This window comes from Microtetraspora niveoalba (assembly GCF_001570405.1).
Classification (GTDB): Bacteria; Actinomycetota; Actinomycetes; order Streptosporangiales; family Streptosporangiaceae; genus Microtetraspora; species Microtetraspora niveoalba.
Window position 1 is genome coordinate 32,139 of sequence record NZ_BBYM01000026.1, and the last position, 23,015, is coordinate 55,153.

The window sequence follows — 23,015 nt, forward strand, 5'->3', positions numbered from 1 at the left end:
GGGCGACGGGCGACGGGCCGCGGAGGGAAAACCGGGCGCGGGGAAAGCAGACGGGGAAAAGCAGGACGGGGAAAGCGCGGCCGGGAAAATCCGCTTCGTAACCCTCGGCGGCGGAGTTAAACCTGCCTTTACCCGATGCTCGACGGTCGCTGAACAAGCGCTAACTAATCTGGCGCAGATGATTCCGCCGAGCCAGGTGAGGCACCTGCGCCGGTTGTGACGGGGAGAAATACGATGAATCAGCTTACGGAGACCGCCGCACGGGGTGGCGGCTCCTCGCGGGCGCCGGGGCGGTCCTCCCGGAAGGGTGTCAGGCGCTGGGCGGCCTCGCATCGTTGGTACCTGGCGCTCGCCGCGGTGGCGGTCTGCTATTCGGCGGTCCAGCTCCTGGTGACCGCCCGGGTCGGGCTGGGCTGGGACGAGAGCATCTACGTCAGCCAGGTCACTCCGGGCGTGCCCCCGGCCTGGTTCAGCGCGCCGCGCGCGCGAGGGGTCCCCTTCCTGGTGGCCCCGGTGACCCTGTTCACCTCGTCGGTCATCGCCATCCGCGTCTACCTCAGCCTGCTGTCGGGCCTCGGACTCTTCCTCGCGTACGCGCCCTGGGTGCGGCTGCGGCCGGGGGCCGCCGTTCCCGCCGCCGCAGCGCTGTTCGCGGGGCTGTGGACGTCGCTCTTCTACGGCGGCGAGGCGATGCCGAACATCTGGGTCGCGTTCTGCGCGGTCGGCGGCGCCGCCCTGTTCTGCCAGGCGAAGCGCAGGGGCGCCCTGGTGGGCATCGTGCTCGCCTTCGCGATCGCGTCGCTGGTCCGCCCGACGGACGCGTCCTGGCTGGCGCTGCCCCTCGTGGCGTACGGGCTGGTGGCCAGGCGCCTGCGGCAGGTCGCCGCCGTCGTCGCGGGGCTCGCGGTCGGCTGGGGCGAGTGGCTCGTCGAGGCGATGACGAACTACGGCGGCCCGCTCGCGCGGCTGTCCGCGGCGGGCGCCAAGAACGAGGCCGGGCTGCACTTCAGCCTGGGCGAGCACCTGCGGGCGCTGGACGGCCCGATCCTGTGCCGCTTCGGCCACCCGTGCGGCGACGTCCCGCTCGCGCACGTCGCGTGGTTCGCCGCCATCCCGGTGCTCGCGGCGGTCGGCCTGTGGGCGGTGCGCAAGCCGGCGCGCAGGCGGCCGCTGATCATCGCCACCGCGTCGGGCGTGGCCCTCGCCCTGTCGTACATCTTCACGATCGGGTACGCCGCGCCGCGTTTCCTGCTGCCGGTGTACGCCCTGCTCGCCCTGCCCGTGGCCTGCGGCCTCGCGTCGGTGGCGCGGGTGCGGGCGGGCCGGGTGCTGGTGGCCGTCGCGATGCTGGCGTTCTTCGTGCTCCAGGGGAGCACGCTGCTCGAGCGGGCGGACGTCGAGGGTGCGGCCCGGGAGCCCGACCGCCTGGCGGCCGAGGCGCTGCGCGGTCTCGGCATCACGCGGCCGTGCTTCCTGTACGGCCACGCCGCGCTCCAGGTCGGCTACCTGAGCGGCTGCGGCATGGTCGGGATCACCAAGGACTACGGGGGCTACGAGCTGCCCCGGCAGATCGACGCGGCGCTGGTCCGGGGTGACTGGGTCGGCGTGCTGAGCAACCGGAAGGACACCCCGGCCGGGTTCCTCGCCTCCTGGCGCCGCGTTCCGCTCATCGCGACCGGCTCGCAGCGGTGGTACCTCTACCGGCCGCCGAGCTCCCTCCAGTGACCTGTCGCGCGACCTCGACCAGGTGATTCACGGCGTCCGGCCGGGATCTCTGGGGGCGGATCCGGGGCCAAGGCGCGGAGACGCCCACCGGCCCCCCACGCCGCGGTGGCGTGGGAGGCCGGGCGCCGCGGCCGGACCGCGATCGGGCCGGACCCGGCCGCGGTCCGGTCCGACCCCGGCCGGCGGCGCGACGGCGCCGAGAGCAGAGGCGCGCCCGAGCGGAGGCGTTCGGTCAGAGGCGTTCGATGACGGTCACGTTCGCCTGGCCGCCGCCCTCGCACATGGTCTGCAGGCCGTAGCGGCCGCCGGTGCGCTCAAGCTCGTGCAGCATCGTGATCATGAGACGGGCGCCGGTGGCGCCGAGAGGGTGGCCGAGGGCGATCGCGCCGCCGTTGACGTTGACCCGCTCGGGGTCGGCGCCCGTCTCCTTCAGCCAGGCCAGCACCACCGAGGCGAACGCCTCGTTGATCTCGACCAGGTCCATGTCCTCGATCCGCATGCCGGTCTTCTTCAGCGCGTACGCGGTGGCGGGGATCGGCGCGGACAACATCCGGATGGGGTCCTCGCCGCGCGCGGAGAGGTGGTGGATGCGGGCGCGGGGCCGCAGGCCGTGGGTCCTGACCGCCTCCTCGGAGGCGATGAGGAGGGCGGCGGCGCCGTCGGAGATCTGCGAGGCGACGGCGGCGGTCAGCCGCCCGCCCTCCTCCAGGGTCTTCAGCCCGGCCATCTTCTCCAGGCTGGTGTCGCGGCGCGGGCCCTCGTCGTGCTCGACGCCCCCGATCGGCTCGATCTCGCGGGCGAAGCGGCCCTCGTCGATGGCCCGGATCGCGCGCTGGTGGGACCGGAAGGCGAACTCCTCCATGTCCTCGCGGGAGATGTCCCAGTCGCGGGCGATCATCTCGGCGCCGCGGAACTGCGACACGTCCTGCTTGCCGTACCTGGCCTGCCAGCCGAGCGAGCCGACGTACGGGCCCTCGGTGAAGCCGAGCGAGTCGGCGGCGCCGCGCGAGGCGAACGCGATGGGGATCTGGGACATGTTCTGCACACCGCCCGCGACCACGAGGTCGGAGGTGCCGGACATGACGGCCTGTGCGGCGAAGTGCAGCGCCTGCTGGGACGAGCCGCACTGCCGGTCCACGGTGACGCCGGGGACCTCCTCAGGCAGCCCGGCGGCCAGCCAGCAGGTGCGGGCGACGTCGCCCGCCTGCGGGCCGACGGTGTCGAGGCAGCCGAAGACCACGTCCTCGACGGCCGACGGGTCCACGCCCGAGCGAGCCATCAGCGCCTTGAGCGCGTGCGCGCCCAGGTCGGCCGGGTGCACGCCGGCCAGGCCGCCGTTCCGCCTGCCCACGGGGGTGCGCACCGCTTCGACGATGTATGCCTCCGCCATCACAACTCCTTAGGTTGAAGGATCCCTTCGAGGACCATCGAGACGTACTGCCTGGCGATCTCGTCCGCGGGCAGCGGGCCGTCGCTCCGGTACCAGCTCGCGGCCAGCCAGACGGTGTCGCGGATGAACCGGTAGATGAGACCGGTGTCGAGGTCGGGACGCAGCTCCCCGTCCAGGACGCCCCGGTCGAGCACCGACAGCCACACCTCTCTGAAACGCCGCTGGCTGTCCAGCAGGTACGAGAAACGCGGATTCGTCGCCAGGTGTTTCGATTCGTTCTGATAGATGACGACCGCGGGGCGATGGCGGTCGATCGTCTGGAAGGACGCGCCGATCAGCGCGCGGAAGGTCGCGCCGGCGCCGAGACCGGAGCCGAGCACCTTCTCGTACGCCGCCCACATGTCGGTGAGGAACGCCGACAGGATCTCGTCGGCGATCGACTCCTTGGAGTCGAAGTGGTAGTAGAGGCTTCCTCCGAGAATGCCCGCCGCGTCGGCCACCTCGCGCACCGTGGTGACGGCGTATCCCCGGGAGGCGAACACCTCGGCCGCCGCCGCGAGCAGCTCGGCGCGCCGCTCGGCCCGCGCGGCGGCGGTGCTCTTGGAGTCTCGGCGACGTGGGCTCATGGAACGGGGGCCTTTCGTGCCATCCGGCCGGGAGACGCTCTCCGCACCGGATCAGGCGTGCTGGCTGGAGACGGAGACGACCTCTCCGGTCATGTACGAGGAGTAGTCGCTGGCGAGGAAGACCATGACGTTGGCGACCTCCCACGGCTCGGCGTACCGGCCGAGGGCCTCGCGCTTGGTGAGCTCGTCCAGCAGTTCCTCGGTGGTCACCTTGGCCAGGAAGGGGTGCATGGCCAGCGACGGCGCCACCGCGTTGATCCGCACCCCGTACGGCGCGGCCTCGACGGCGGCGCACCGGGTCAGCGCCATGACGCCGGCCTTGGCCGCCGCGTAGTGCGCCTGCCCCTCCTGGGCGCGCCATCCGATGACGGACGCGTTGTTCACGATCACGCCTCGGCCGCGCGGCTGCATGCGGGTGAGCGCGGCGCGGGTGCAGCGCATGGTGCCGTTCAGGGTCACGTCGAGCACCCGGCTCCACTGCTCGTCGGTCATCTCGACGAGCTTGGCGGTGCCGCCGAGGCCGGCGTTGTTGATCAGGACGTCGATCGGGCCGAACAGCTCCTCGGAGGCCGCGAACAGGTGCTGGACCTGCTCCTCGGAGGTCACGTCGCACGGGACCGCGGCCACCGCGTCGGCGCCGAACTCCTCCCGCAGCGCGGCGAGGCTCTCCGACAGCCGCCGCTCGTGGGCGTCGCTGATCACCACGCGGGCGCCCTCCTCCAGCATGCGGCGGGCGCAGGCTCCGCCGATGCCGGTGCCCGCGGCCGCGGTCACCACGGCCACCCGGTCGCGCAGCAGCCCGTGACCCGGAACATAGGACGGCTTCATCCCCGACCCTCCTCAGTGAGCTTCACATGGTTTACTCTACCAAACAATTGTTAGAAAGAATGAGGGGTCCCCGATGACCGTAGTGCGCTACGAGCGGCGCGGACCGGTGGCGGTGGTCACCATGAACCGCCCGGAGTACCGCAACGCGCAGAACTCAGCGATGACCTACGCCCTCGACGAGGCCTTCTACCGCGCCGTCGCCGACGACGAGGTGAAGGCGATCGTGCTGGCCGGAGAGGGCAAGCACTTCTCGGCCGGCCACGACATCGGCACGCCCGGACGCGACGCGCACGTCTCCTTCGAGCGCAGGGCGGGCCTGTGGTGGGACCACGTGGGCAAGGAGGGCGCCGAGAGCCGCTTCGCCCGCGAGTCCGAGGTGTACCTCGGCATGTGCCGCCGCTGGCGCGAGATCCCCAAGCCGACGATCGCCATGGTGCAGGGCGCCTGCATCGCGGGCGGGCTCATGCTCGCCTGGGTGTGCGACCTGATCGTCGCCTCCGACGACGCGTTCTTCGCCGACCCGGTGGTGCGCATGGGCATCCCCGGCGTCGAGTACTTCGCCCACCCCTGGGTGATGCCCCCGCGGATCGCCAAGGAGTTCCTCTTCACCGGCGACCGGATGCCGGCCCGGCGGGCGTACGAGGTGGGCATGGTCAACCGCGTCGTCCCGCGCGACGAGCTGGAGGCCGAGACGTTCGCGCTCGCGGAGAAGATCGCCGCCATGCCGCGCCTCGGGCTCGCGCTGACCAAGAAGGCGGTGAACCAGGCCGAGGACCTCCAGGGCATGCACGCCGGGATGGACTCCGTGTTCGGCCTGCACCACCTCGCCCACGCGCACAACGCGGAGACCTCGGCCGACTCCCTGGCCGGGATGGACCCCAAGAGCATGAAGGCGGCCGCTGATGGATCTTGACCTGTCGTCCGTCGAACCGTTCCGGGCCGAGGTCCGGAACTGGTTGCGCGCGCACGTCCCCGCCGCTCCCCTGCCCTCCCTGGAGATCGAGGAGGGCTTCGCCGCGCACCGCGCCTGGGAGCGCGAGCTGCACGGCGCGCGGCTGTCCGTCGTCTCCTGGCCCGAGCGGTACGGCGGGCGGGACGCGAGCCCGCTGGAGTGGCTGATCTTCGAGGAGGAGTACTACGCCGCCGGGGCCCCCGGCCGGGTCAGCCAGAACGGCATCAACCTCCTCGCCCCCACCCTGTTCAACCACGGCACGCCCGAGCAGCTCGACCGGGTCCTGCCGTCGATGGCGTCGGGCGAGGTCATCTGGGCGCAGGCGTGGTCGGAGCCGGGCGCGGGCAGCGACCTGGCGTCCCTGCGCGCCACCGCCACCCGGGTGGACGGCGGCTGGCTGCTCAACGGGCAGAAGACGTGGAGCTCCCGCGCCGCCTTCGCGGACTGGGGCTTCGGCCCGTTCCGCTCCGACCCGGAGGCCGAACGGCACCGCGGCCTGACGTACCTCATGTTCCCCCTGGACGCGGACGGCGTGACCCGCCGCCCGATCGGGCGCATCGACGGCAAGCCCGCGTTCGCCGAGCTGTTCTTCGACGACGTCTTCGTGCCCGACCGGGACGTTATCGGCACCCCGGGAGAGGGCTGGAAGGTCGCGATGAGCACCACCGGCAACGAGCGCGGGCTCACGCTGCGCAGCCCGGGCCGGTTCCTGGCCGCCGCCGACCGCCTCGTGGACCTCTGGAAGGAGCGCGGCGACCCCTCGGACACGGCGCTGCGCGACCGTGTGGCCGACGCCTGGATCAGGTCCCGGGCGTACCGGCTGAAGGGGTTCGAGACCATCTCGCGCACCGAGGATGTCGGGGCCGAGTCCAGCGTCAACAAGATCTTCTGGTCGGAGCTCGACGTGGCGCTGCACGAGACCGCGCTCGACCTGCTCGGCCCGGACGGCGAGCTCGACGGCGACTGGCTGGAGGGCTACGTCTTCTCGCTCGCCGGACCGATCTACGCCGGGACCAACGAGATCCAGCGCAACGTCATCGCCGAGCGTGTCCTCGGCCTGCCCAGGGCGGGGCGGTGACCCGTGGCGCGCGACCGTGACACCACGCGGCGAACCGGGCGGCGAACCGGGCGGGACACCACGCGGGACTTCGGTGCCGGAGGCCGGGCCGGCGCCGGCCGCGGCACAGTGACGACTTTCGGGAGGCGGCCGTGAAGTTCATCCTCGACGCCGAGCAGCGGCTGTTCGGCGACACCCTGCACAAGCTCCTGGCCGAGGCGGACACCCCCGCCGCGATCCGCGCCTGGGCGGCCGGGTCGCACGAGCCGGGCCTGACCCTGTGGCGCACGCTCGCCGAGGCGGGCGTGCTCGCCGTCGCCGTGCCCGAGGCGGCGGGCGGCGCGGGGCCGCTCCCCGTCGAGCTGGTCACCGCCTTCCACGAGCTGGGACGGCACGCCGCCCCGGGACCGCTCGCCGAGAGCGTCGCCGTCGCCGCGCTGCTCGACCGGCTGGCCCCCGAGGACCTCGTCGTGACGCCCGGGACGGCGGACGGGTGGCTGGCGGGCATCGCCGAGGGCGGCACGGTGGCGACGCTCGCCCTGCCCCCGGCCGTGCCGTACGCGCTGGACGCGGACGCGGCGGACGTCGTGCTGACGGTGGACGGCGACGAGCTGCGCGTGGCCGTCCCCGGCGAGGTGCGCGCCTCCCTGGACCCGGCCCGGCGGCTGTTCTCCGTCGAGGGGGGCGACGTGGTCGCCTCCGGCCCGTCCGTGCGCACCGCCGCCGAGGCCGCCCGCGACATGGGCGCGCTGGCGGCCGCCGCCCAGCTCGTCGGCGTGGGCCGCGCGCTGCTGGACGTCTCGGTGGCGTACGCCGGGGCGCGGCGGCAGTTCGGGCGGCCGATCGGCGAGTTCCAGGCGGTCAAGCACCACCTCGCGAACGCCCTCGTCGGCCTGGAGTACGCCCGCCCGCTGGTCCACGGCGCGGCCCTCTCCCACGGCTCGCCGGACTTCTCCCGCGACGTGTCGGCGGCCAAGGTCGCGGCGTCGGAGGCGGCGTACGCGGCGGCCAAGATCGCCCTCCAGGTGCACGGCGCGATCGGCTACACCGACGAGTACGACCCGAGCCTGTGGATCAGGAAGGCCCGCGCCCTCCACTCGGCGTGGGGCTCCCCCTCCGCGCATCGGGCCCGCGTGCTCGCCGCGCTGACCTGATCCGCTCCCGCCGCCGGGCCGCGCCTCCTCGCCGTCGCAGGGCCCCCGACTCCACCCCCGAGTCGGGGGCCCTGCGCGTTTCCTCACCGATCCGGCCCTGCCTGGGCGGGGGCCATCCCGTTTGCTCGGGACGGCTCTGGGCAGGTGCGCACCTGCGATGGCGGGAGCGGGGGGTACGACCGGCCCGCGGCGGGCCGGCGGACCTGACCCGCCGGGCGGGTACCGGGAGAGGACGGACATCGGCATCGGAATCGAGGAGCCTGCCGTGCTGACGATGACCGACAAGACCGTGGGGGCGATCCGCGATCTGACAGTGGGCGAGTACCTGCCACACCGGGCGGGCCTGCGGATCGCCCCCAAGCCCGGCGAAGAAGGCGCGCTCGAGTTCTCGCTGGCGAGCGACGCCTGGTCCGGAGACCAGGTGATCGAGAAGGAGGGGGTGCGCGTCTTCGTCGACCCGGACGCCGTCGCCCTTCTTGAGGGCAAAACGCTGGACGCCGAGAACGACGCGCAGGGCCGGCCCGTCTTCCGGCTGACGTCCTGACCACAGCGCCGTCACCGGCCCCGTCCACCCCGGCCGCTCCACGGCCGGGCCCGATCAGCGTGCGCCCTCGCGAGACAGCTCTTTCCCAAAGGTTGTTGGGAAAGTATTATCCCAACATGCCTTGGGAAATGGATGGCGACGATGGCGACGACCTGGTCCCGCTGCGGGCGCTGGCCAACCCGCTCCGGATCCGCATCGTGTCGCTGCTCACCGGCGTATCGATGTCGGCCACGGAGGTCGCGGAGGAGCTGGGCATCGCCCACGCCTCGGCCAGCTACCACCTGCGGCAACTGGCCGAGGCGGGTTTCCTGGAGCGGGTGGACGAGGGGCCGCCGCGAGGAGGCAAGGGACGACCGCGCAGGCGCTACCGTTACGACCCCTCCAGCAGCTCCCGGCTGGACCGGGCGCAGGGCCGGCAACTCCTGCACGAGGCGCTGAGCGCGGACCTCTCCCGGCGTATCGCCGAGGCCAGGACCCAGCGCATGTCCATGGACGCCGAGGTGTGGCTGGACCGGTCCGTGTGGGAGGAGGTCGTCGGGCTGATCGACCAGGCGGTCGCCCTGGTCCACGACAAGGCGGGCCCGCCCCGTTCCGGTGACAGGGTCAAGGTCAGCATGACCGCGCTGCTGCTGGAACTCGACGACGTACGATGACCCGCCTGCTCTTGTGCACGGGCGCGGGCTTCCTGTCGGTGGGGCTGCTCGTTCCCGCGATCCCCAGGCACGTCACCGGCCCGCTCGCCCAGGGCCCCGCCGTGGTCGGCGGCTGTCTGGCGATCACGTCGGTGTTCGCCCTGCTCGCCCGGCCCGTGGCGGGCCGGCTGGCCGACCGGCGCGGCCGCGGGGTGACCGCCTGCGCCGGCACCGCGCTGCTGGCCGCCGCCGCGCCCGGCGTGCTCCTCGCCGACTCGCTGCCGCTGTTCCTGGTCTGCCGGGCCGTCGCGGGAGTCGGCGAATCCCTGATGTACGTCGGCCTGGCCGCCGCCGCGAGCGATCACAACCGTCCCGGCGCGGCGATCAACCGTTTCTCCGTCGCGGTCAACGGCGGCCTGCTCGCCGGGCCGGCGCTCGCCGAGACCGTCGGCTCCGCCCTCGGCCTGGGGGCCGTGTGGGTCGTGGCCGGAGCCGTGGCGCTCGCGGCGTCCGGCGCCTGCCTGCTCCTGCCCGGCGCGGCGGGCGGCGCTCCGTCCCGTACGGGAAAGGGCGGGCCGCTCGTCCACCGGGCGGGGCTGTTTCCCGGACTGGCGTACTGGGCGTCGGTGTGGGGTTACACCGCCTTCAGCGCCTTCCTGCCGTTGCACGTCGCGGCGCTGGGCGGCGGCGACAGCGGGGCCCACTTCCTCCTCTACGGCTGCGTGCTGCTCACGGTACGGCTGGGCGGCCAGAGGGCGCTTGCCCGGATCGCCCCGCGCACGGCGGCGGCAGCCGCCCTGGCGCTCACCGCCGCGGGGCTCGCCCTGCTCCCCCTCTGGCCCTCCGTGACCGGGGCGCTCGTCGCGGCCGCGGTACTCGGCACCGGGCAGGCGCTGGGGCTCCCGGCGTTCCTCACGATGGCGGTGACCGGCCTGCCCGCCGGCCAGCGGGGCTCGGCGCTGGCCACCACGACGGCGTTCTTCGACCTCGGGTTCCTGAGCGCGGCGCTCGCGCTCGGCGCCGTCGCCCAGTCCCTCGGCCTGGCCTACGGCTTCGCCGTCGCGGCCGGAGTCGCGGGCCTGGCGCCGCTGGTCCTCCCCTTCCACCGCACGCCGCAAGAGACATCACCCCAAGGAGAGACACATGACCATTCCCGACGCTGAGCTGGCCGGCTACGCCGACGTCGTCTTCGACGTCGCCGTGCCGGTCCTCGCCGACGACCGGGTGCTGATCAACGCCGAGATCGAGCACGCCCCGCTCGCCCGCGCCCTGGCGGAGGCGGCGTACGCCCGGGGCGCCCGCTACGCCGACATCTGGTACTTCGATCCGTACGCCAGACGGTCCCGGGTGCGGCACGCGGACGCGGCGACGCTGGGCGAGGTCCCCTCCTGGCTGGACGCCCGCAACGAGGAACTGGCACGCCACAGCGGCGTCCTGGTCAACATCCGGGGCGCCGCGGCGCCGGATCTCCTCGCCGGGGAGGACCCGGTCAGGGCGGGCCTGGATCGGATGCCGTACCTCTCATCGAGGCAGCGGCTGCAGCTCGGCAACCTGGTCCGCTGGGTCATCATCCCCTGCCCGACGGCGGAGTGGGCTCGCGCGATCACCGGGGAACCGGACGAGGCCCGGCTGTGGCAGTATCTGCGGCCCATCCTCCGCCTGGACCGGCCCGATCCCCGGGCCGCCTGGGAGGAGCGCATCGCCGAGCTGCTCGCTCGCGCGCGGACGCTGAGCGCGATGCGCCTGGACGCCGTACGGTTCGAAGGGCCGGGCACCGACCTGACCGTCGGCCTGCTCCCGGACGCGCATTGGACCGCGGCGCGCCTGGAGTCCGTGAAGGGGCACGTCTTCCAGGCCAACCTCCCCACGGAGGAGGTGTTCACCACCCCCGACTACCGGCGGGTCGAGGGCAGGGTCCGCGCGACGCGGCCGCTCGCCCTCAACGGGACCGTCGTTCGCGACCTGGAGCTGACCTTCACCGGAGGCGTGGTGAGCGAGGTGCGGGCGAGCAGCGGCGCGGACGTCGTACGGACCCATCAGGCGACCGACGCGGGCGCGGCCCGGCTCGGTGAGCTGGCGCTCGTGGACGGCTCCTCACCGGTCGGGCGATCGGGTGTCACCTTCCTCGAGACGCTGCTGGACGAGAACGCCACCTGCCACCTGGCCTGGGGCGCGGGGCTGCCTCCCGGCGTGCCCGCGCGTCTGCGCGCGCGGGACGCCGCCGGGCTCGACGCGGCCGGGGTCAACACCTCCGGCGTGCACGTCGACTTCATGGTGGGCGGCCCCGACGTCACCGTCACCGGGATCGGCCACGACGGAGGCGTGATCGAACTGCTCCGCGACGACGAGTGGCAGATCTGAAGGGCACGCCCATGTCCCCGCGCGGCCCGGAGCCGACACCCGGATGAGGAGGTCCGGGCGGCCTCGAAGCCCCGGACCGGCCGGCACGTCCTGGCCGAGGTGATGGTCAGGGCGGGCCGCCGGCCGCCCGCCGCCCGACCAGCTCCAGGTAGAGCCGGTCGAGCAGCAGGAGCGCCTCGTCCACGCCCTTCCGGTCGCCGGTCAGCAGCAGGTCGAAGAGAAGACCGCGGGTGGCCGCCAGGCTCAGCCGCGCGTACACGGGGGCCTCCTCCGGGCCCAGCCCGCTCCGCAGGCAGATCTCGGTCAGCGGGGGCAGCCAGACGGCGACGAGGTCGTTCCGCAGCCCTCGGGCGTACGGACGGTCCTGCATCGCGTGCGCGGAGAGTTCGAAGAAGAGACGCCCGTAGATCAGGGTGGCTTCTACCACCTTGTCCCAGAAACGCAGCCGGCTCTCCCCCAGAGGCACGTCGTCCGTGACCAGGTCCGCGAGGGCCGCCCGCTGTTGCGCCTCGACCGTTCGTACGACCTCGGCCAGCAGCCCTTCCCGGGAGCCGAAGTGGTGGATCAGCACCCGGTGGCTGGTGCCGAGGCCGGCCGCGATGGAGCGGAGGCTGGCGTCCCCGACCCCGTGGGCGGCGAAGTATTCGATCGCCTGGGCCAGCCACCTCTCCTTGGGAGTCACGTCCTTGGGAGTCACGCCCGCTCGCTGCGCGCCTTCAGGCCCTGGGCCTCCAGCGCGAGGTAGCGGGTGGTGAGCCTGCCGGTCAGCCGTGCCATGAGCGGGCCGAGCACCCCCTCCTGGTCGATGGTGGACCGGGCGACCGTGCCGTCCGGGGCGGCCTCCACCCAGTGGCCTCCGGTGACCCGCATCCCCGGGCTCCTGCTCACCCAGACGAAGTGCTCCCCTTCGACCAGCTCGGTCACCTCCCAGACCGCCGGGGGCAGCCTCGGCTGCTTGATCCTCGCCCGTGACCCGATCTTCAACGGCCCCGGCTCGGCGAGTTCCACGGAGGTGAAGCTCTCGGCCCATTCGGGCCAGCGTTCCACATCGCTGAACACCTCCCACACACGCTGCGGGGCGGCGGCGATCATGATCACGGATTCGAACCGCATGTACCAAATGGTACATCTCGGATCATCCGCCGCACAGGCCGGCCGCGGACCCGCTCCGCATCTGGGCGAAGGCGGTGTGAGACGTCTTGGGACAGGTGGTCTGGTGCGAGCGCCGCCGGCCGACGCGGCCGCCCTCCCTCCGAGCGCGCCCACCGCCGAGACGTCGGGATGGTCGGTGATCGACGGCCCGTGCGAGCTGGCCTTCCCTCTGCACACCCGGGTCGCGGCGGCGTACTTCGACGGCCTCTCGTCTCAGCGCCGTACGGTGGCTCCACTCGTTCGTCACCGTGAGGATGCCGAGCACGGGCCGGAGAGTGCGTAGCCGCCGCCGGCCATCCAGACCAGCCGCATGCGGAGCCGGCGTACAGGCCGCGTCCGGTGACGGCCGCGACGGGCACGCCGGGCAGGGCCCGGGCGGGCGGTGGAATCGGCCGCTCACTCACGCGGTGGAGCGACTCCACCGATCGGTGGAGCCGGAGTCGTGGAAGCGGGCCCCGGTAATCCAACAGGCGATCGATTGCATGTCCGGCGGGAACGCGACCAGACTTGGGGCATGAAGACGAGCAAGGAAGACGCCGGAGCGCCCCGTGCGCGCCGCCGGGGGCGGCCGCCACGTGACCTTTCCGCACCCGCCACGCCCGAGCGCATCCTCCTGAAGGCGACCGAACTCTTCGCCGTACGCGGGTTCGACGGCGTATCCATGCGCGACATCGCCGGGCAGGTCGGGATCGACGTCTCCAGCGTGCACCATCACTTCCCTTCCAAGGCGGAGCTGTGCGAGGCGTGCTTCGCCCGGGTCTTCGCGCTGGAGCGCGCGACCCTCGAACCCTCGGTCCGCGCCGTCGCGGAGGCGGCGCGCTCGGCGTCGCTCTCCGATCTGGTCGGCGCCGTGCACGGTCTCGTGGACGCATTCGTCGACTTCCTGGACGAGCATCCGCACACCACGTTCCTGTGGCTGCGCCGCTGGCTGGACCCCACCCGGCACGCTCCGCTGGACGAGGCGTACGCGCTGCCGATCTACCACGAGATCGAGCAGGCCCTGCTGGACGCGGCCTCCCGTGGCCTCATCAGCGAGCCGACCCCCCACGTCTCCGTACGGAGCCTGGTATGGGCGGCGCACGGCCACGTGGCGGCGCTGACCGCCGCGGGAACCGGAGCGGTCGCCGTCGCCCGTGAGAAGCGCGAGTTCCGTGCCTACGCCCACCGCCTCATCGATCTCCTCTACGCACCCCCTGGCGCGCGCGCCCCATCTCGCCAATAATTCCATCAGTCGATGGATTAATCGGAGGGTGCGCGATGGACCCCAGGAAGCCGGGCATGACGGCCGTCGTCGGCGGCGGAGTCGCCGGGATAGCCGCGGTCAAGGCGCTGATCGAGGCGGGGGTGCCCGTGCTGGGCATCGAGCGCGCCGACGGGCTCGGCGGCCTGTGGCGGCTGGACGACACCACCGCCTCCTACGAGGGGCTCCGCCTCAACACGAGCAAGCCGCGCACGCAGTTCTCCGACTTCCCCATGCCGGAGGAGTGGCCGGACTATCCGACCCGCGCCCAGATGCTGGAATACCTGCTCGCGTACGCCGACCGTTCCGGGGTGGGCGAGCGCTTCAGGTTCGGCACGACGCTCGAGTCGGCGCGACGCACCTCCGACGGGTCCTGGGAGCTGGTCCTGGACGGCCCCGGCGGGCGGAGCCGCGAGGTGGTCGAGCACCTCGTGGTCGCCAACGGTCACAACCACGTGCCGCGCTACCCTGATCCGCCCTACCCCGGGTCGTTCACCGGCACCCAGTCCCACGCGCACGGCTACGTGACTCCAGCGGAATTCACGGGAAAGCGCGTGCTCGTGGTCGGCACGGGCAACTCCGCGATGGACATCGCCTCCGAGCTGACCGACCACGCCTCGGCCGTGCTGCTGTCCGCCCGGCGAGGCGTCTGGGTGGTGCCGAAACGACTGCTCGGCCGTCCTTCCGACCAGCTCAACGGCGCCCTGGCCGCCCTGCTCCCCTGGCGGGTGCGGCAGGTGGTCTCGCAGACCATGCTCCGCATCCTCGACAGGAGGCCCGCGGGACCGCGCCTCCCCACGCCCCGGCAGGGCCTGCTCCAGGACCACCCCACCCTGAGCGACTCCGTACCCGCGCTGGTGGCCGCAGGGCAGGTGCTCCCCCGGCACGGCATCTCCCGTTTCGACGGATCGCGCGTCCATTTCACCGACGGCCGGGTGGACGAGGTCGACCACATCATCTGGTGCACCGGATACCGCGCGGTGCTGCCCTTCCTCGACGCCGGCACGGCGGGCGACCCGGCGAGCCTGCTGCTCTACCGCCATGTCCTCCCCATCGGAGACACGTCCATCAGCTATGTCGGGCTGATGCAGTCCACCGGGTCGGCGCTGCCTGTCGTCGAGGCGCAGGGTCGGCTGGTGGCCGCTCTCCGCGCCGGAACGTACCGGCCGCCCGCACCCGAGACGGCCTCGAAGATCGCCTCCGCCGAGCTCGCCGCCGCCCGGGCCCGCTGGGGGGAGCGGCGCCCGCACATGCGGATCGACATCGACCAGTACCTCCGGATCATGAAGAAGGAGCTGCGCCCCTCGACCGGGCCGGGCCTGGCCGGGCGCAGGATCCTGATCACCGGGGCGGCCGGCACCTTCGGCAGGGCCATGAGCGAGCGCTTCGTCAGGGAGGGCGCGCACGTGGTCGGGCTGGACGTCGTGTGCCCCGAGGACTCCGGCATACCGATCATCACCTGCGACATCACGTCCCAGACCTCCGTGGACGCGGCGACAGAGGAAGCCGTGGCGCTCCTCGGCGGCGTCGACGTGCTGGTCAACAACGCCGGGCGCGGCGGACCGGCGCCGGCCGAGCTCGCTCCCGACGAGGAGGTGGACGCGCAGCTCCGGCTGAACCTCGTCGGCGCCTGGCGCGTCACGGCCGCGGTCATGCCCCATCTGGTACGCGCGAGGGGGCGGGTGGTCTTCGTCGCCTCCCGGATGGCGGTCCTGCCGCTGCCGCTCGCCGCCGCGTACGGCGTCTCGAAGCGCGCACTGGCCGCCTACGCCGACGCGCTCCGGCTCGAGGTCGGGACGCACGTCGGCGTGACGACCGTCTATCCGAGCATGGTGCGCAGCCCGATCCACGACAGCACCCGGCAGGCCGGCCTGTCCCTCGACGCGGTGTCCAGGCCGGAGCCCGTGGAGGGCGTGGTCGACGCGATCGCCCGCGCGCTGACGGCGCGCCGCGCCCCGCGGGACGTCGCGACCACCCCCCGCGGACGCGTCGAAATGGCGGTGGCCAGGCACGCCCCACGGCTGGCCGACCGGCTCGTACGTCGTACCGTGGCGGCGCGGATCACCGCCGGCGACTTCGCCGCGGCTCCCCTCGCCGCCGGGATGGTGCGCAGGCACCGGGAGTGAACGGCTCACGGCCAGGCTCATGTTCGCCCTTCATCAGGTCGGCGATCGCCCCAACGCTGCCTGTCGACGTGCAGGCACAGGCCTCAACCCTGGTTGGCTCCGCGCTCGCCGGCGATCTCCCAGAGCCGTTTCGTGTTGTCGTTGAAGTAAGGGCCGAAGACTGTTCCACCGACCTCTCGGCCGACCGCCTGGGCCGGGCAGATCTGGTCGGCGTCTGCGATCGACCGTCGGGTTCTCCGGCAAGCGCATCATGAATTGCATTACACGATTACACGTCTTCGGTGTATTTTCGCGACATGATCGTTGAGTACATCCGTTATGCGATTCCGGCGGAGCGGGCCGAGGAGTTCGAGGCCGCTTACGGGCGGGCCGCCGTCTCGCTCGCCGCCGCCCCGCAGTGCGTGGACTACGAGCTCTCCCGATGCGTCGAGGAACCGGCCTCCTACATCCTGCGCATCACCTGGACGTCCGCCCGGGACCACATGGAGGGGTTCCGGGCGGGCGAGCACTTCCGGGCGTTCTTCGCCGAGATCCGGCCGTACGTGAACGACATCGCGGAGATGCGCCACTACGAGCGCACGGCGGTGCGCGGCTCGGGCGGCTCCATCCCGACGCTGTACGACTGGGCCGGCGGCTCCGAGGCGCTCGAGCGGCTCACCACGAGGTTCTACGAACTCGTCGGGGAGGACGAGCTGATCGGGCCGTTGTTCAAGGACATGCATCCCGGCCATCCGCGTTTCGTGGCGATGTGGCTGGCCGAGGTCTTCGGGGGCCCCTCCCGTTACACCGACGAGCGCGGCGGCTACCGGCACATGTTGTCCATGCACCTCGGCAAGGCGATCACCGAGCCGATGCGGCGCCGGTGGGTGAGCCTGCTGATGGACGCCGCCGACGAGGTGGGCCTGCCGGACGACCCCGAGTTCCGTGCCGCGTTCAGCGGATACATCGAGTGGGGCACCCGCCTGGCGTTCAGCAACTCCCAGCCCGGCGCGACGCCCATCCAGGACGCGCCCGTTCCGCGCTGGGGCTGGGGCGTCGCCCCGCCGTACACCGGCTGAATCCCCGGCCGTGCCCCGCGCCCGGCGAGGTTTCTGTTGCGAGGCGGCGAAGAATCCGCAGGCCGGGCCGTCGCAACTTGCGGTGCAACGGCCCGGCCACCGATACCCCTGGAGGCGCGAGAACGCCGTTGCGACGCTCTTGCCATCCCCTCCCGGACGACCGGCGAGGGGTCGGCAAACGGAAGGGAGCAATCCATGATCGGGATGCGGAGCAGCAGGGTTCTCGCGGCGTTCGCGGCGACGGCGGCCATTCTCGCCGCAGGGGTGGTGAGCGCCTCGCCCGCCGCTGCCGCCGGATGCGCGATCGCCCCTCAGGCCCCGGGCGGGAAGACCCTCCGGAACAAGAGCACGATCGTCTTCAACAGCTCGCCCGAGGGCACCAGGAGGAGCACGGGCAGGGTGTGGGTCCCGAACGGCGGCCAGGTCGGCGTCTACGGCCAGAACACCAACCGGTGGGGTACGGCCCACCTCGACTTCGCGGTGATCCGCGCCGGCTCCGGTTCTCGCGAGGTCACCTGCCAGTTCTGGCCAGCCTACGGCCCCACCGGCGAATACTCCCTGCACGACGGCCAGATCGTCAACAGGCGTGCGGTCAACCGGACCGGCGGGGGCAACTACTACTACATCATCGCCACGTGCGATATCCGCACCACTGGCGACTGCGACGGCAGCTTCACGATCAGCTCCTGGTACTGACGCCCTTCCCGGACGAGCGCGAGGGCCGGCGCCGCCGCGCCGCCCTCGCCGTCCGCCCGGGCCCGCCCCGCTCACCGCACCCCGGCCGCCGGGCGCAGGCGATGTCCTCCGACGCGACGAAACCCTTCCTGGACCCATGTCAGGCGGCCGTATACCGGGCCACCGCGACCGCCCAGGCGATGTACAGAACATTGACCACGAGCCGCGCCAGCGCGCCGACGGGTCGCTCCAGCATCCTGGGCCGGTCCGCCCGCGCTCGGCACAGCGCGTCCACATGGGACACCAGATAGCCGGTGATGAGGGCGGCGGCAGCCCAGCTCCCGGCCGACCGGACGGCCGGGAGCAGCACCAGCGCGCCCACGACGATCTCCGCCGCTCCCGTGGCGGCCACGAGCAGACCGGCCCGGCCCAGCCACGCGGGAACCAGCGTTCGGAAGTATCCAGGGACCACGAAGTGCGCGACGCCCGTCACGATGAGGAAGACCGCCAAAGCGATTGCCCCGATAGTGTTCATGGAGCGATGGTTCAGTCATTCCGTGCCTGGGCGCTTGAACAAAACGATCGCCGCATCGTCTACGCCTCCGGCCCCGAGGCGACGATGTTCGCCGAGTCACGTGCGTTCGGCGTCACCCGTCACCGGCTGCCCGCGTGGAAGGTCGTGTTGCCGATCGGCGGCCACGCCGAACTCCTCCGACCGGGACAGCCCGTGATCACGGCAGCCGGATTGATCGTCCCGCCCCAGCTCGCCCACACATGTGTGGCGACCTCGCCCTACATCGCCTTGTTCGTCGACTCCTGGCTGCTGCCCTCCGACCAGGAGCCGACCCGGCTCGACGCCACCGAGGTCCGCCGCCTCATCGCCGCGCTCGGCGCCGCCGACGAGGGCGGACCCGGCACCGCCGCGGACCTGGCCGCCGGATACCTCGAGCTACGCGCTCTCACCCAGGCTCCGCCCCCGCTCGACCCGAGAGTGGCTCACGCCATCCGGCTGTCCGGCCACCCCGAGCCGGACCTCTCCGTCACCTCCGTCGCCGCCGAGGTCGGGCTGTCGGCCCCACGGCTACGCGCCCTCGTCCGGCAGACCGTGGGCGTCCCGCTCATCCGCCTCCGCCAATGGGCACGGCTTCGCGCCGCGATCGCCGAGCTCCCGGGTACCACCGCGGCCATGGCCGCCGCCACCGCGGGCTTCGCCGACCAAGCCCATCTCACCCGTACGGCGCGCGGCCTCATCGGGCGCACGCCCGCCTCCCTGCGACCCGCAGTGATCGACAGACCCGTCCGTGACCGGCTCCGGTCGTCGTCACATCCTTAGTCGTTCAGGCCGCGCCTCAGCTCCCTCTCCGGGTGGCACGTGCCACCCGGAGAGAAAACATCGCCAACCGGTGGCGGGAGCGGCCGGTCCGAGACCAAGATCCGCACTAGGGTTGGCGCCATGCCCTTGGCGCGTTTCTCCGTGGGAAACTACCGCTGCTTTCCCGGAACACAGGAGGTCGAGCTCCGGCCGATCACCGTGATCCTCGGAAAGAACAACTCCGGAAAGAGCGCACTCGTCCGCGCTCCCCTCGTGTTCCAGACGGGGATCCGGACGGACTCACCGCTCCCCCTCGATCTCGACCAGTTGGGGGAGTCGGCTCCGGACTTCCTCAACCTGGTCCACGGCGGCAGCCCACACGGCAATGTGCGGTTGCGACTGGACTTCGAGCGCGTGGGCGCCGCGCCCCACAGCCTGAGCGCCGAGATCCAGAACGTCGACGAGTGGGGAGTGCAGGTGGTCAGCCGCCTGATCCTCAGCGCCGGTTCCGAGTCGACGGACGTCGAGTGGCTGGACTGGCTGGACCAGCAGGAGGAGCCCGGCCTGCGTGACCCGGCCGACGGCTACAGTTACGTCGTCCCGGGCATGGCGGACGCACAGGGACCTGCCGTCGCCACGCTCCCCTTCCGAGGTCTCCTTCCGGCCGTCCGGTACGACGACGACCTCGAACTGGTCCACGACGGCCCCGACCGGCAGGCCGTCGCCTGCAGCGACGAGCCCGACCTGCACGGCCTGGTGGCCGCAATGGCGGTCATCCGCGCCGAGTTCGACGACATCCGCTACCTGGGGCCCTTCCGGCAACGCCCCCGACGGGTGCATCGGCTGCGCTCGCGCGCGTCGTCGGTGGTCGGATCGGGAGGCGAGCTCACCATGGACATCCTGGCCCACGACTCGCTCCGGCGCGGGGGCGCGCTGACATCCAAGATCAACGAGTATCTCGCCGCCAACCTGCCCGGCTGGAAACTCGCCGTCCGGGACCATGACCAGGGGGTCTACACGGCGGTCCTCCGCTCCACCGGGAACAGCGGCCTCGAGGTGAACCTGGCCGACGCCGGCGCCGGCGTGACACAACTCCTGCCCATCCTCACGCAGCGCGCGGTGGACGCGGTGACCCCGCCACGGCGGCCGACGCTGGAGATCATCGAGGAACCCGAGCTCCACCTCCATCCCTCCGCGCACGCGCTGCTGGCCGACCTGTTCCTCGGCGCGATCGGGGAATCACAGGTGCGCTTCCTCATCGAGACGCACAGCGAGACCTTCCTGCTCCGGCTCAGACGACGGATCGCGGAGGGAGCGGTGGACCACGAGGACGTCGCCGTCTACTTCGTGGAGAACACCGACGGCGCGGCGAACGCGCGCCGGATTCGGATCGACTCCCTGGGCAACCTGGACTACTGGCCACGCGGCGTCTTCGCGGAGGATTTCGAGGAGACCCGCGCCCTGGCCTCCGCGCAGTTCGGCAGATCGGAAGCCGATGCGAGTTGAGATCGACACGGAGGTGTTACGAAACGACGAACACGTCCGGCACGTCTGGGAGTTGCTCCTCTTCTTCAGCCAGGGGCGTCACGACTGGGTGATCAAGCCGATGGCGGTGGATCAGGCCGCGGAGTTCTTCCGCACGCACCTGCCGACTCAGGCACGTGTGGGCGCGGAGATGGCGATGAAGGCGGGTGCCGCCGGAGCATGGGCCGTCGACGTCCGCCCTGTTCACGTGATCACCACCTCCACGATCTCGGAGGACGTACACGATCTCCGTCAGCCCGCGGCGCTTGTCGTCGAGGACGTCGTCTCAGACCGTTGTTTCGTTCTCGCGATCACCCGGGTCCTGGACGGGGACGATGTCCGCGCCGCCATCGAGAGAGGGTTTCTCGATCTCCGGCACGGCGGCGGCAAGCACCGCGCGGCCCAGCAGACGGCGGACTGCCTCGCCCGCTTCCGGCGAACACCCCGCGTGGCCCTGCTGCTGGACAGTGACCGGCTGGCTCCCGGCCAGGTGACCGGCTGCCACAAACTGGCCGACGAACTGCGTTCCCAAGGCGCGCGGGTCCACGTACTGGAGTTGCGTGAAGCGGAGAACTACGTCCCCAACAAGGTCCTGGGCGGGATCCGGCCGCACCGCGAGTCGTCGAAGAGACTCGACGCGCTGAAATCACTTTCCCGCACCCAGCGCGGCCACTTCGACATGAAGAAGGGTTTCCCCCCGGCGAACGGCGGGCGTCGGAAGATCTCCGACCTGCATGCCGGGCTGTACGACGACCTCCCCGATCGTGTCATGGACGGCCTCCGGGAAGGATTCGGCTCCAATCTCACCGAGCTCCTGCATCGGGCGGCGAACGCGGGACGCCTCACCCCATCCGACTTCGCCGGCCTCGGTGAGGGCGTCCTGCCGGAGCTGCGCGAGCTCATCGCGATGCTGCGCGACATCATCTAGAGGTTCCCATGCTCGATGAAATCGAAGAAATCACCGTAACGCCCGAGATTCACCTGCTGGAGGACCTGCTCGCCAGGATCGCGAGAGGTGAGCTTCGCATTCCCAGGTTCCAGCGGCCCTTCGTCTGGCGACCGGAGCAGATGCTCGACCTGTTCGACAGCATCGAGCGCGGATACCCCATGGGAAGCCTGCTCATTTGGGAGACGGACCGAGATCTGGCCAGCCTGGACGAGATCGCCGGACTGAAGATCCCCTCGGCCCGGCCGGGGAGTCCGGTGGCCTATGTCCTGGACGGCCATCAACGGCTCTCCACTCTCTACGGCTGCCTCAGACGACCGGCGGACGCGCCACGTTCGAGCGAACAGCGGGACTGGATGTGGTGGATCTATCGCGGACTCGGGGCCCTCGACGGAGACGCGCCCCGGTCGAACCGATATCGCCACTGGAAGTCCGCGGACGCTCCGCCTCCCGCGTACCTCCCGATGCGTTCGACCCTGCGCACCATGGACTTCCTCGGCTACGCGCGCGAGTTGTCGGGGCGGGCGTCCGCGGCGGACGTCGCCTCACTCGTCGAGGAAGCCGAGCAGGTCGCGCAACGCATCAAGTCGTACAAGGTCGCGGTGGTCCGGCTCTCGGGCGGCTCTCTCAGCCAGGCCGTCGAGGTCTTCTCCCGGCTCGACGGCAGCGGCCGGCCGATGTCGATCGACCGGCTGGTCTCCGCTCTCACCTACGCGACGCCCGGCCCGGAGAGCCTGGCCGACCGGATCGGCGCGATCCGGGAGCGGGTCGCCGCCTCCGGATTCGGCGAGATCCCCTCGCTCACCGTATTTCGCGCCGTCCTCGCCGTATCCGGTGAGGACAACATCCAGGACACCCGCTGGGAGGCGCTGGCCGAGCGCGCCGAGGGCGTCATCCTCACGTCCGTCGAGAACACGGACACCGCCCTGGGCAGGGCGGTGCGGTTCCTCCAGGAAGACGTGGGTGTGCCCCAGGCGCGACTGGTTCCGTACGATCTGCAGATCGTCCTCCTTACGGCGTTCTTCCACTTCTGCGAAAGCCCGGATGCCCGGCAACTCGAACTGCTGCACCGCTGGTTCTGGAGCACGTCGTGGGCGGGGCGTTTCGCGGGTGCGAACACCGCTCAGGTGAGACGGTCGCTCCAGGAGATGAAGGAGTTCGCACAAGGACGCGGCTCGCTCCATCTCAAGGATCTGACCGCGCGCCCCTTCCCCGGACGCTTCGACATGCGCAGCGCCAGAGTCCGCTCCTTCATCCTCTGGGAGCTGAGGGAGTTCCCGGAGCGGCTGAACCCCGACGGTTCCGCGTTCAGCCCTATGGAGTCGCTCAGCCGTTCCCATGTCGACACATATCGGCACGTCGTGACCAAGCGGGGGGTCGTCGCGATCTCCAGCCCCGCCAACCGGCTGATCATGTCGTCTCCTCCCGGAATCTCTCTCAAGCAGTCCTTGATCGACATGGCTCCCGGGGTCCGCGACGACGTCCTGGCGAGCCACGGAATACCCGCGGATGCCTTCCGCCGCCTGTGCGCCGGAGACGACGAGGGCTTCATCACGTCTCGGTCCGCCGAACTCGCGGCGCGCGAACGGGCCTTCATGGCCCACATCGGCATGCGGCACGCGGACGAGCTGATCGGTGAGGCCGACATCGACACGGATTGAGAGAGGACAGTGAGCGGTCCACGGACATGCCGCCGGGACGAGGGCCGGTACG

At 71.8% G+C, this 23,015-nt stretch carries 23 protein-coding genes; 17 read left to right on the forward strand and 6 right to left on the reverse strand.

Going from position 1 to position 23,015, the window contains the following annotated elements; all coding sequences use genetic code 11:
• The first annotated feature begins 234 nt into the window (after window positions 1–234).
• A complete protein-coding gene (locus AWQ70_RS24915) occupies window positions 235–1,725 on the forward strand; it encodes a hypothetical protein (protein ID WP_067180444.1) in 1,491 nt (496 codons plus the stop codon).
• A gap of 232 nt (window positions 1,726–1,957) precedes the next feature.
• On the opposite strand, the gene AWQ70_RS24920 is transcribed toward AWQ70_RS24915, so the two are convergent.
• From AWQ70_RS24920 to AWQ70_RS24930, 3 genes are read right to left on the reverse strand one after another with little or no spacing between them, the layout of a single operon-like run.
• On the reverse strand, window positions 1,958–3,115 hold the full coding sequence (locus tag AWQ70_RS24920; protein WP_067180446.1) for an acetyl-CoA C-acetyltransferase: 1,158 nt from the start codon (window positions 3,113–3,115) through the stop codon (window positions 1,958–1,960).
• Window positions 3,115–3,741 carry a TetR/AcrR family transcriptional regulator gene (locus AWQ70_RS24925; RefSeq protein WP_067180447.1) on the reverse strand — a complete coding sequence of 209 codons (627 nt, stop codon included), beginning with the start codon at window positions 3,739–3,741 and terminating at the stop codon, window positions 3,115–3,117. Before AWQ70_RS24925 ends, AWQ70_RS24920 begins: the two co-directional genes overlap by 1 nt.
• A gap of 51 nt (window positions 3,742–3,792) precedes the next feature.
• Complete coding sequence (locus AWQ70_RS24930; protein ID WP_067180448.1) at window positions 3,793–4,569, reverse strand: SDR family oxidoreductase; 777 nt, start codon at window positions 4,567–4,569, stop codon at window positions 3,793–3,795.
• Between the two features lie 73 nt (window positions 4,570–4,642).
• On the opposite strand from AWQ70_RS24930, the gene AWQ70_RS24935 reads away from it, so the two are divergent.
• The 7 genes from AWQ70_RS24935 to AWQ70_RS24965 all read left to right on the forward strand — a co-directional run bounded on the left by AWQ70_RS24935 (window position 4,643) and on the right by AWQ70_RS24965 (window position 11,269).
• Window positions 4,643–5,482 (forward strand): enoyl-CoA hydratase, encoded by an 840-nt coding sequence (locus tag AWQ70_RS24935; protein ID WP_067180450.1) that lies wholly within the window; start codon window positions 4,643–4,645, stop codon window positions 5,480–5,482.
• Entirely contained in the window at window positions 5,472–6,599 is a 1,128-nt protein-coding gene (locus AWQ70_RS24940) for an acyl-CoA dehydrogenase family protein (protein ID WP_067180456.1), read from the forward strand. The genes AWQ70_RS24935 and AWQ70_RS24940 overlap by 11 nt, the downstream gene beginning before the upstream one ends.
• 131 nt (window positions 6,600–6,730) lie before the next feature.
• On the forward strand, window positions 6,731–7,732 hold the full coding sequence (locus tag AWQ70_RS24945; protein WP_067180457.1) for an acyl-CoA dehydrogenase family protein: 1,002 nt from the start codon (window positions 6,731–6,733) through the stop codon (window positions 7,730–7,732).
• Between the two features lie 265 nt (window positions 7,733–7,997).
• Window positions 7,998–8,276, forward strand: a complete 279-nt coding sequence (locus tag AWQ70_RS24950; RefSeq protein ID WP_067180682.1) for a HesB/IscA family protein — start codon at window positions 7,998–8,000, stop codon at window positions 8,274–8,276.
• 128 nt (window positions 8,277–8,404) lie between these two features.
• Complete coding sequence (locus tag AWQ70_RS24955; RefSeq protein ID WP_067180459.1) at window positions 8,405–8,929, forward strand: ArsR/SmtB family transcription factor; 525 nt, start codon at window positions 8,405–8,407, stop codon at window positions 8,927–8,929.
• On the forward strand, window positions 8,926–10,071 hold the full coding sequence (locus AWQ70_RS24960) for an MFS transporter (RefSeq protein ID WP_067180462.1): 1,146 nt from the start codon (window positions 8,926–8,928) through the stop codon (window positions 10,069–10,071). Before AWQ70_RS24955 ends, AWQ70_RS24960 begins: the two co-directional genes overlap by 4 nt.
• Window positions 10,052–11,269 (forward strand): aminopeptidase, encoded by a 1,218-nt coding sequence (locus AWQ70_RS24965; RefSeq protein WP_067180466.1) that lies wholly within the window; start codon window positions 10,052–10,054, stop codon window positions 11,267–11,269. Before AWQ70_RS24960 ends, AWQ70_RS24965 begins: the two co-directional genes overlap by 20 nt.
• A gap of 106 nt (window positions 11,270–11,375) precedes the next feature.
• Here the strand turns inward: AWQ70_RS24965 and AWQ70_RS24970 are convergent, their stop codons facing one another.
• The gene (locus tag AWQ70_RS24970; RefSeq protein ID WP_218004649.1) at window positions 11,376–11,966 is read right to left on the reverse strand and encodes a TetR/AcrR family transcriptional regulator; all 591 of its coding nucleotides are present in this window, start codon (window positions 11,964–11,966) and stop codon (window positions 11,376–11,378) included.
• Entirely contained in the window at window positions 11,963–12,382 is a 420-nt protein-coding gene (locus AWQ70_RS24975) for an SRPBCC family protein (RefSeq protein WP_067180473.1), read from the reverse strand. Before AWQ70_RS24975 ends, AWQ70_RS24970 begins: the two co-directional genes overlap by 4 nt.
• A 103-nt stretch (window positions 12,383–12,485) precedes the next feature.
• On the opposite strand from AWQ70_RS24975, the gene AWQ70_RS40660 reads away from it, so the two are divergent.
• The 5 genes from AWQ70_RS40660 (at window position 12,486) to AWQ70_RS25000 (ending at window position 17,541) form a co-directional block, all read left to right on the forward strand.
• Window positions 12,486–12,704 carry a hypothetical protein gene (locus AWQ70_RS40660; RefSeq protein ID WP_067180475.1) on the forward strand — a complete coding sequence of 73 codons (219 nt, stop codon included), beginning with the start codon at window positions 12,486–12,488 and terminating at the stop codon, window positions 12,702–12,704.
• A 231-nt stretch (window positions 12,705–12,935) separates the two neighbouring features.
• Entirely contained in the window at window positions 12,936–13,643 is a 708-nt protein-coding gene (locus AWQ70_RS24985; RefSeq protein WP_067180479.1) for a TetR/AcrR family transcriptional regulator, read from the forward strand.
• Window positions 13,644–13,678: 35 nt separating this feature from the next.
• Window positions 13,679–15,787, forward strand: coding sequence for an SDR family NAD(P)-dependent oxidoreductase (locus AWQ70_RS24990; RefSeq protein ID WP_067180482.1), 2,109 nt, complete (start codon window positions 13,679–13,681; stop codon window positions 15,785–15,787).
• A gap of 296 nt (window positions 15,788–16,083) precedes the next feature.
• Window positions 16,084–16,845, forward strand: a complete 762-nt coding sequence (locus AWQ70_RS24995) for a group II truncated hemoglobin (RefSeq protein WP_067180484.1) — start codon at window positions 16,084–16,086, stop codon at window positions 16,843–16,845.
• Between the two features lie 195 nt (window positions 16,846–17,040).
• A complete protein-coding gene (locus AWQ70_RS25000) occupies window positions 17,041–17,541 on the forward strand; it encodes a hypothetical protein (protein ID WP_067180487.1) in 501 nt (166 codons plus the stop codon).
• Window positions 17,542–17,680: 139 nt separating this feature from the next.
• On the opposite strand, the gene AWQ70_RS25005 is transcribed toward AWQ70_RS25000, so the two are convergent.
• The gene (locus tag AWQ70_RS25005; protein WP_067180490.1) at window positions 17,681–18,055 is read right to left on the reverse strand and encodes a DoxX family protein; all 375 of its coding nucleotides are present in this window, start codon (window positions 18,053–18,055) and stop codon (window positions 17,681–17,683) included.
• 6 nt (window positions 18,056–18,061) lie between these two features.
• Between AWQ70_RS25005 and AWQ70_RS40665 the strand changes: the two genes are divergently transcribed.
• From AWQ70_RS40665 to AWQ70_RS25025, 4 genes are all read left to right on the forward strand, one after another.
• Window positions 18,062–18,853 carry an AraC family transcriptional regulator gene (locus AWQ70_RS40665; protein ID WP_067180496.1) on the forward strand — a complete coding sequence of 264 codons (792 nt, stop codon included), beginning with the start codon at window positions 18,062–18,064 and terminating at the stop codon, window positions 18,851–18,853.
• A 120-nt stretch (window positions 18,854–18,973) separates the two neighbouring features.
• Window positions 18,974–20,338, forward strand: coding sequence for an AAA family ATPase (locus AWQ70_RS25015; protein ID WP_067180504.1), 1,365 nt, complete (start codon window positions 18,974–18,976; stop codon window positions 20,336–20,338).
• Complete coding sequence (locus AWQ70_RS25020) at window positions 20,328–21,284, forward strand: hypothetical protein (protein WP_067180507.1); 957 nt, start codon at window positions 20,328–20,330, stop codon at window positions 21,282–21,284. Before AWQ70_RS25015 ends, AWQ70_RS25020 begins: the two co-directional genes overlap by 11 nt.
• Before the next feature lie 8 nt (window positions 21,285–21,292).
• Window positions 21,293–22,963, forward strand: coding sequence for a DUF262 domain-containing protein (locus tag AWQ70_RS25025; protein WP_067180510.1), 1,671 nt, complete (start codon window positions 21,293–21,295; stop codon window positions 22,961–22,963).
• Window positions 22,964–23,015 lie beyond the last annotated feature (52 nt).

What these genes read in the sequence shown, in the direction of transcription:
- AWQ70_RS25000 (WP_067180487.1), top strand. Translation starts at nt 17,041, where the DNA reads ATGATCGGGATGCGGAGCAGCAGGGTTCTCGCGGCGTTCGCGGCGACG.
- AWQ70_RS24920 (WP_067180446.1), bottom strand. Translation starts at nt 3,115, where the DNA reads ATGGCGGAGGCATACATCGTCGAAGCGGTGCGCACCCCCGTGGGCAGG.
- AWQ70_RS24965 (WP_067180466.1), top strand. Translation starts at nt 10,052, where the DNA reads ATGACCATTCCCGACGCTGAGCTGGCCGGCTACGCCGACGTCGTCTTC.
- AWQ70_RS25020 (WP_067180507.1), top strand. Translation starts at nt 20,328, where the DNA reads ATGCGAGTTGAGATCGACACGGAGGTGTTACGAAACGACGAACACGTC.
- AWQ70_RS25015 (WP_067180504.1), top strand. Translation starts at nt 18,974, where the DNA reads ATGCCCTTGGCGCGTTTCTCCGTGGGAAACTACCGCTGCTTTCCCGGA.
- AWQ70_RS24960 (WP_067180462.1), top strand. Translation starts at nt 8,926, where the DNA reads ATGACCCGCCTGCTCTTGTGCACGGGCGCGGGCTTCCTGTCGGTGGGG.
- AWQ70_RS25025 (WP_067180510.1), top strand. Translation starts at nt 21,293, where the DNA reads ATGCTCGATGAAATCGAAGAAATCACCGTAACGCCCGAGATTCACCTG.
- AWQ70_RS24935 (WP_067180450.1), top strand. Translation starts at nt 4,643, where the DNA reads ATGACCGTAGTGCGCTACGAGCGGCGCGGACCGGTGGCGGTGGTCACC.
- AWQ70_RS24975 (WP_067180473.1), bottom strand. Translation starts at nt 12,382, where the DNA reads ATGCGGTTCGAATCCGTGATCATGATCGCCGCCGCCCCGCAGCGTGTG.
- AWQ70_RS24985 (WP_067180479.1), top strand. Translation starts at nt 12,936, where the DNA reads ATGAAGACGAGCAAGGAAGACGCCGGAGCGCCCCGTGCGCGCCGCCGG.
- AWQ70_RS25005 (WP_067180490.1), bottom strand. Translation starts at nt 18,055, where the DNA reads ATGAACACTATCGGGGCAATCGCTTTGGCGGTCTTCCTCATCGTGACG.
- AWQ70_RS24955 (WP_067180459.1), top strand. Translation starts at nt 8,405, where the DNA reads ATGGATGGCGACGATGGCGACGACCTGGTCCCGCTGCGGGCGCTGGCC.
- AWQ70_RS40665 (WP_067180496.1), top strand. Translation starts at nt 18,062, where the DNA reads ATGGTTCAGTCATTCCGTGCCTGGGCGCTTGAACAAAACGATCGCCGC.
- AWQ70_RS24930 (WP_067180448.1), bottom strand. Translation starts at nt 4,569, where the DNA reads ATGAAGCCGTCCTATGTTCCGGGTCACGGGCTGCTGCGCGACCGGGTG.
- AWQ70_RS24915 (WP_067180444.1), top strand. Translation starts at nt 235, where the DNA reads ATGAATCAGCTTACGGAGACCGCCGCACGGGGTGGCGGCTCCTCGCGG.
- AWQ70_RS24995 (WP_067180484.1), top strand. Translation starts at nt 16,084, where the DNA reads ATGATCGTTGAGTACATCCGTTATGCGATTCCGGCGGAGCGGGCCGAG.
- AWQ70_RS24990 (WP_067180482.1), top strand. Translation starts at nt 13,679, where the DNA reads ATGGACCCCAGGAAGCCGGGCATGACGGCCGTCGTCGGCGGCGGAGTC.
- AWQ70_RS24940 (WP_067180456.1), top strand. Translation starts at nt 5,472, where the DNA reads ATGGATCTTGACCTGTCGTCCGTCGAACCGTTCCGGGCCGAGGTCCGG.
- AWQ70_RS24925 (WP_067180447.1), bottom strand. Translation starts at nt 3,741, where the DNA reads ATGAGCCCACGTCGCCGAGACTCCAAGAGCACCGCCGCCGCGCGGGCC.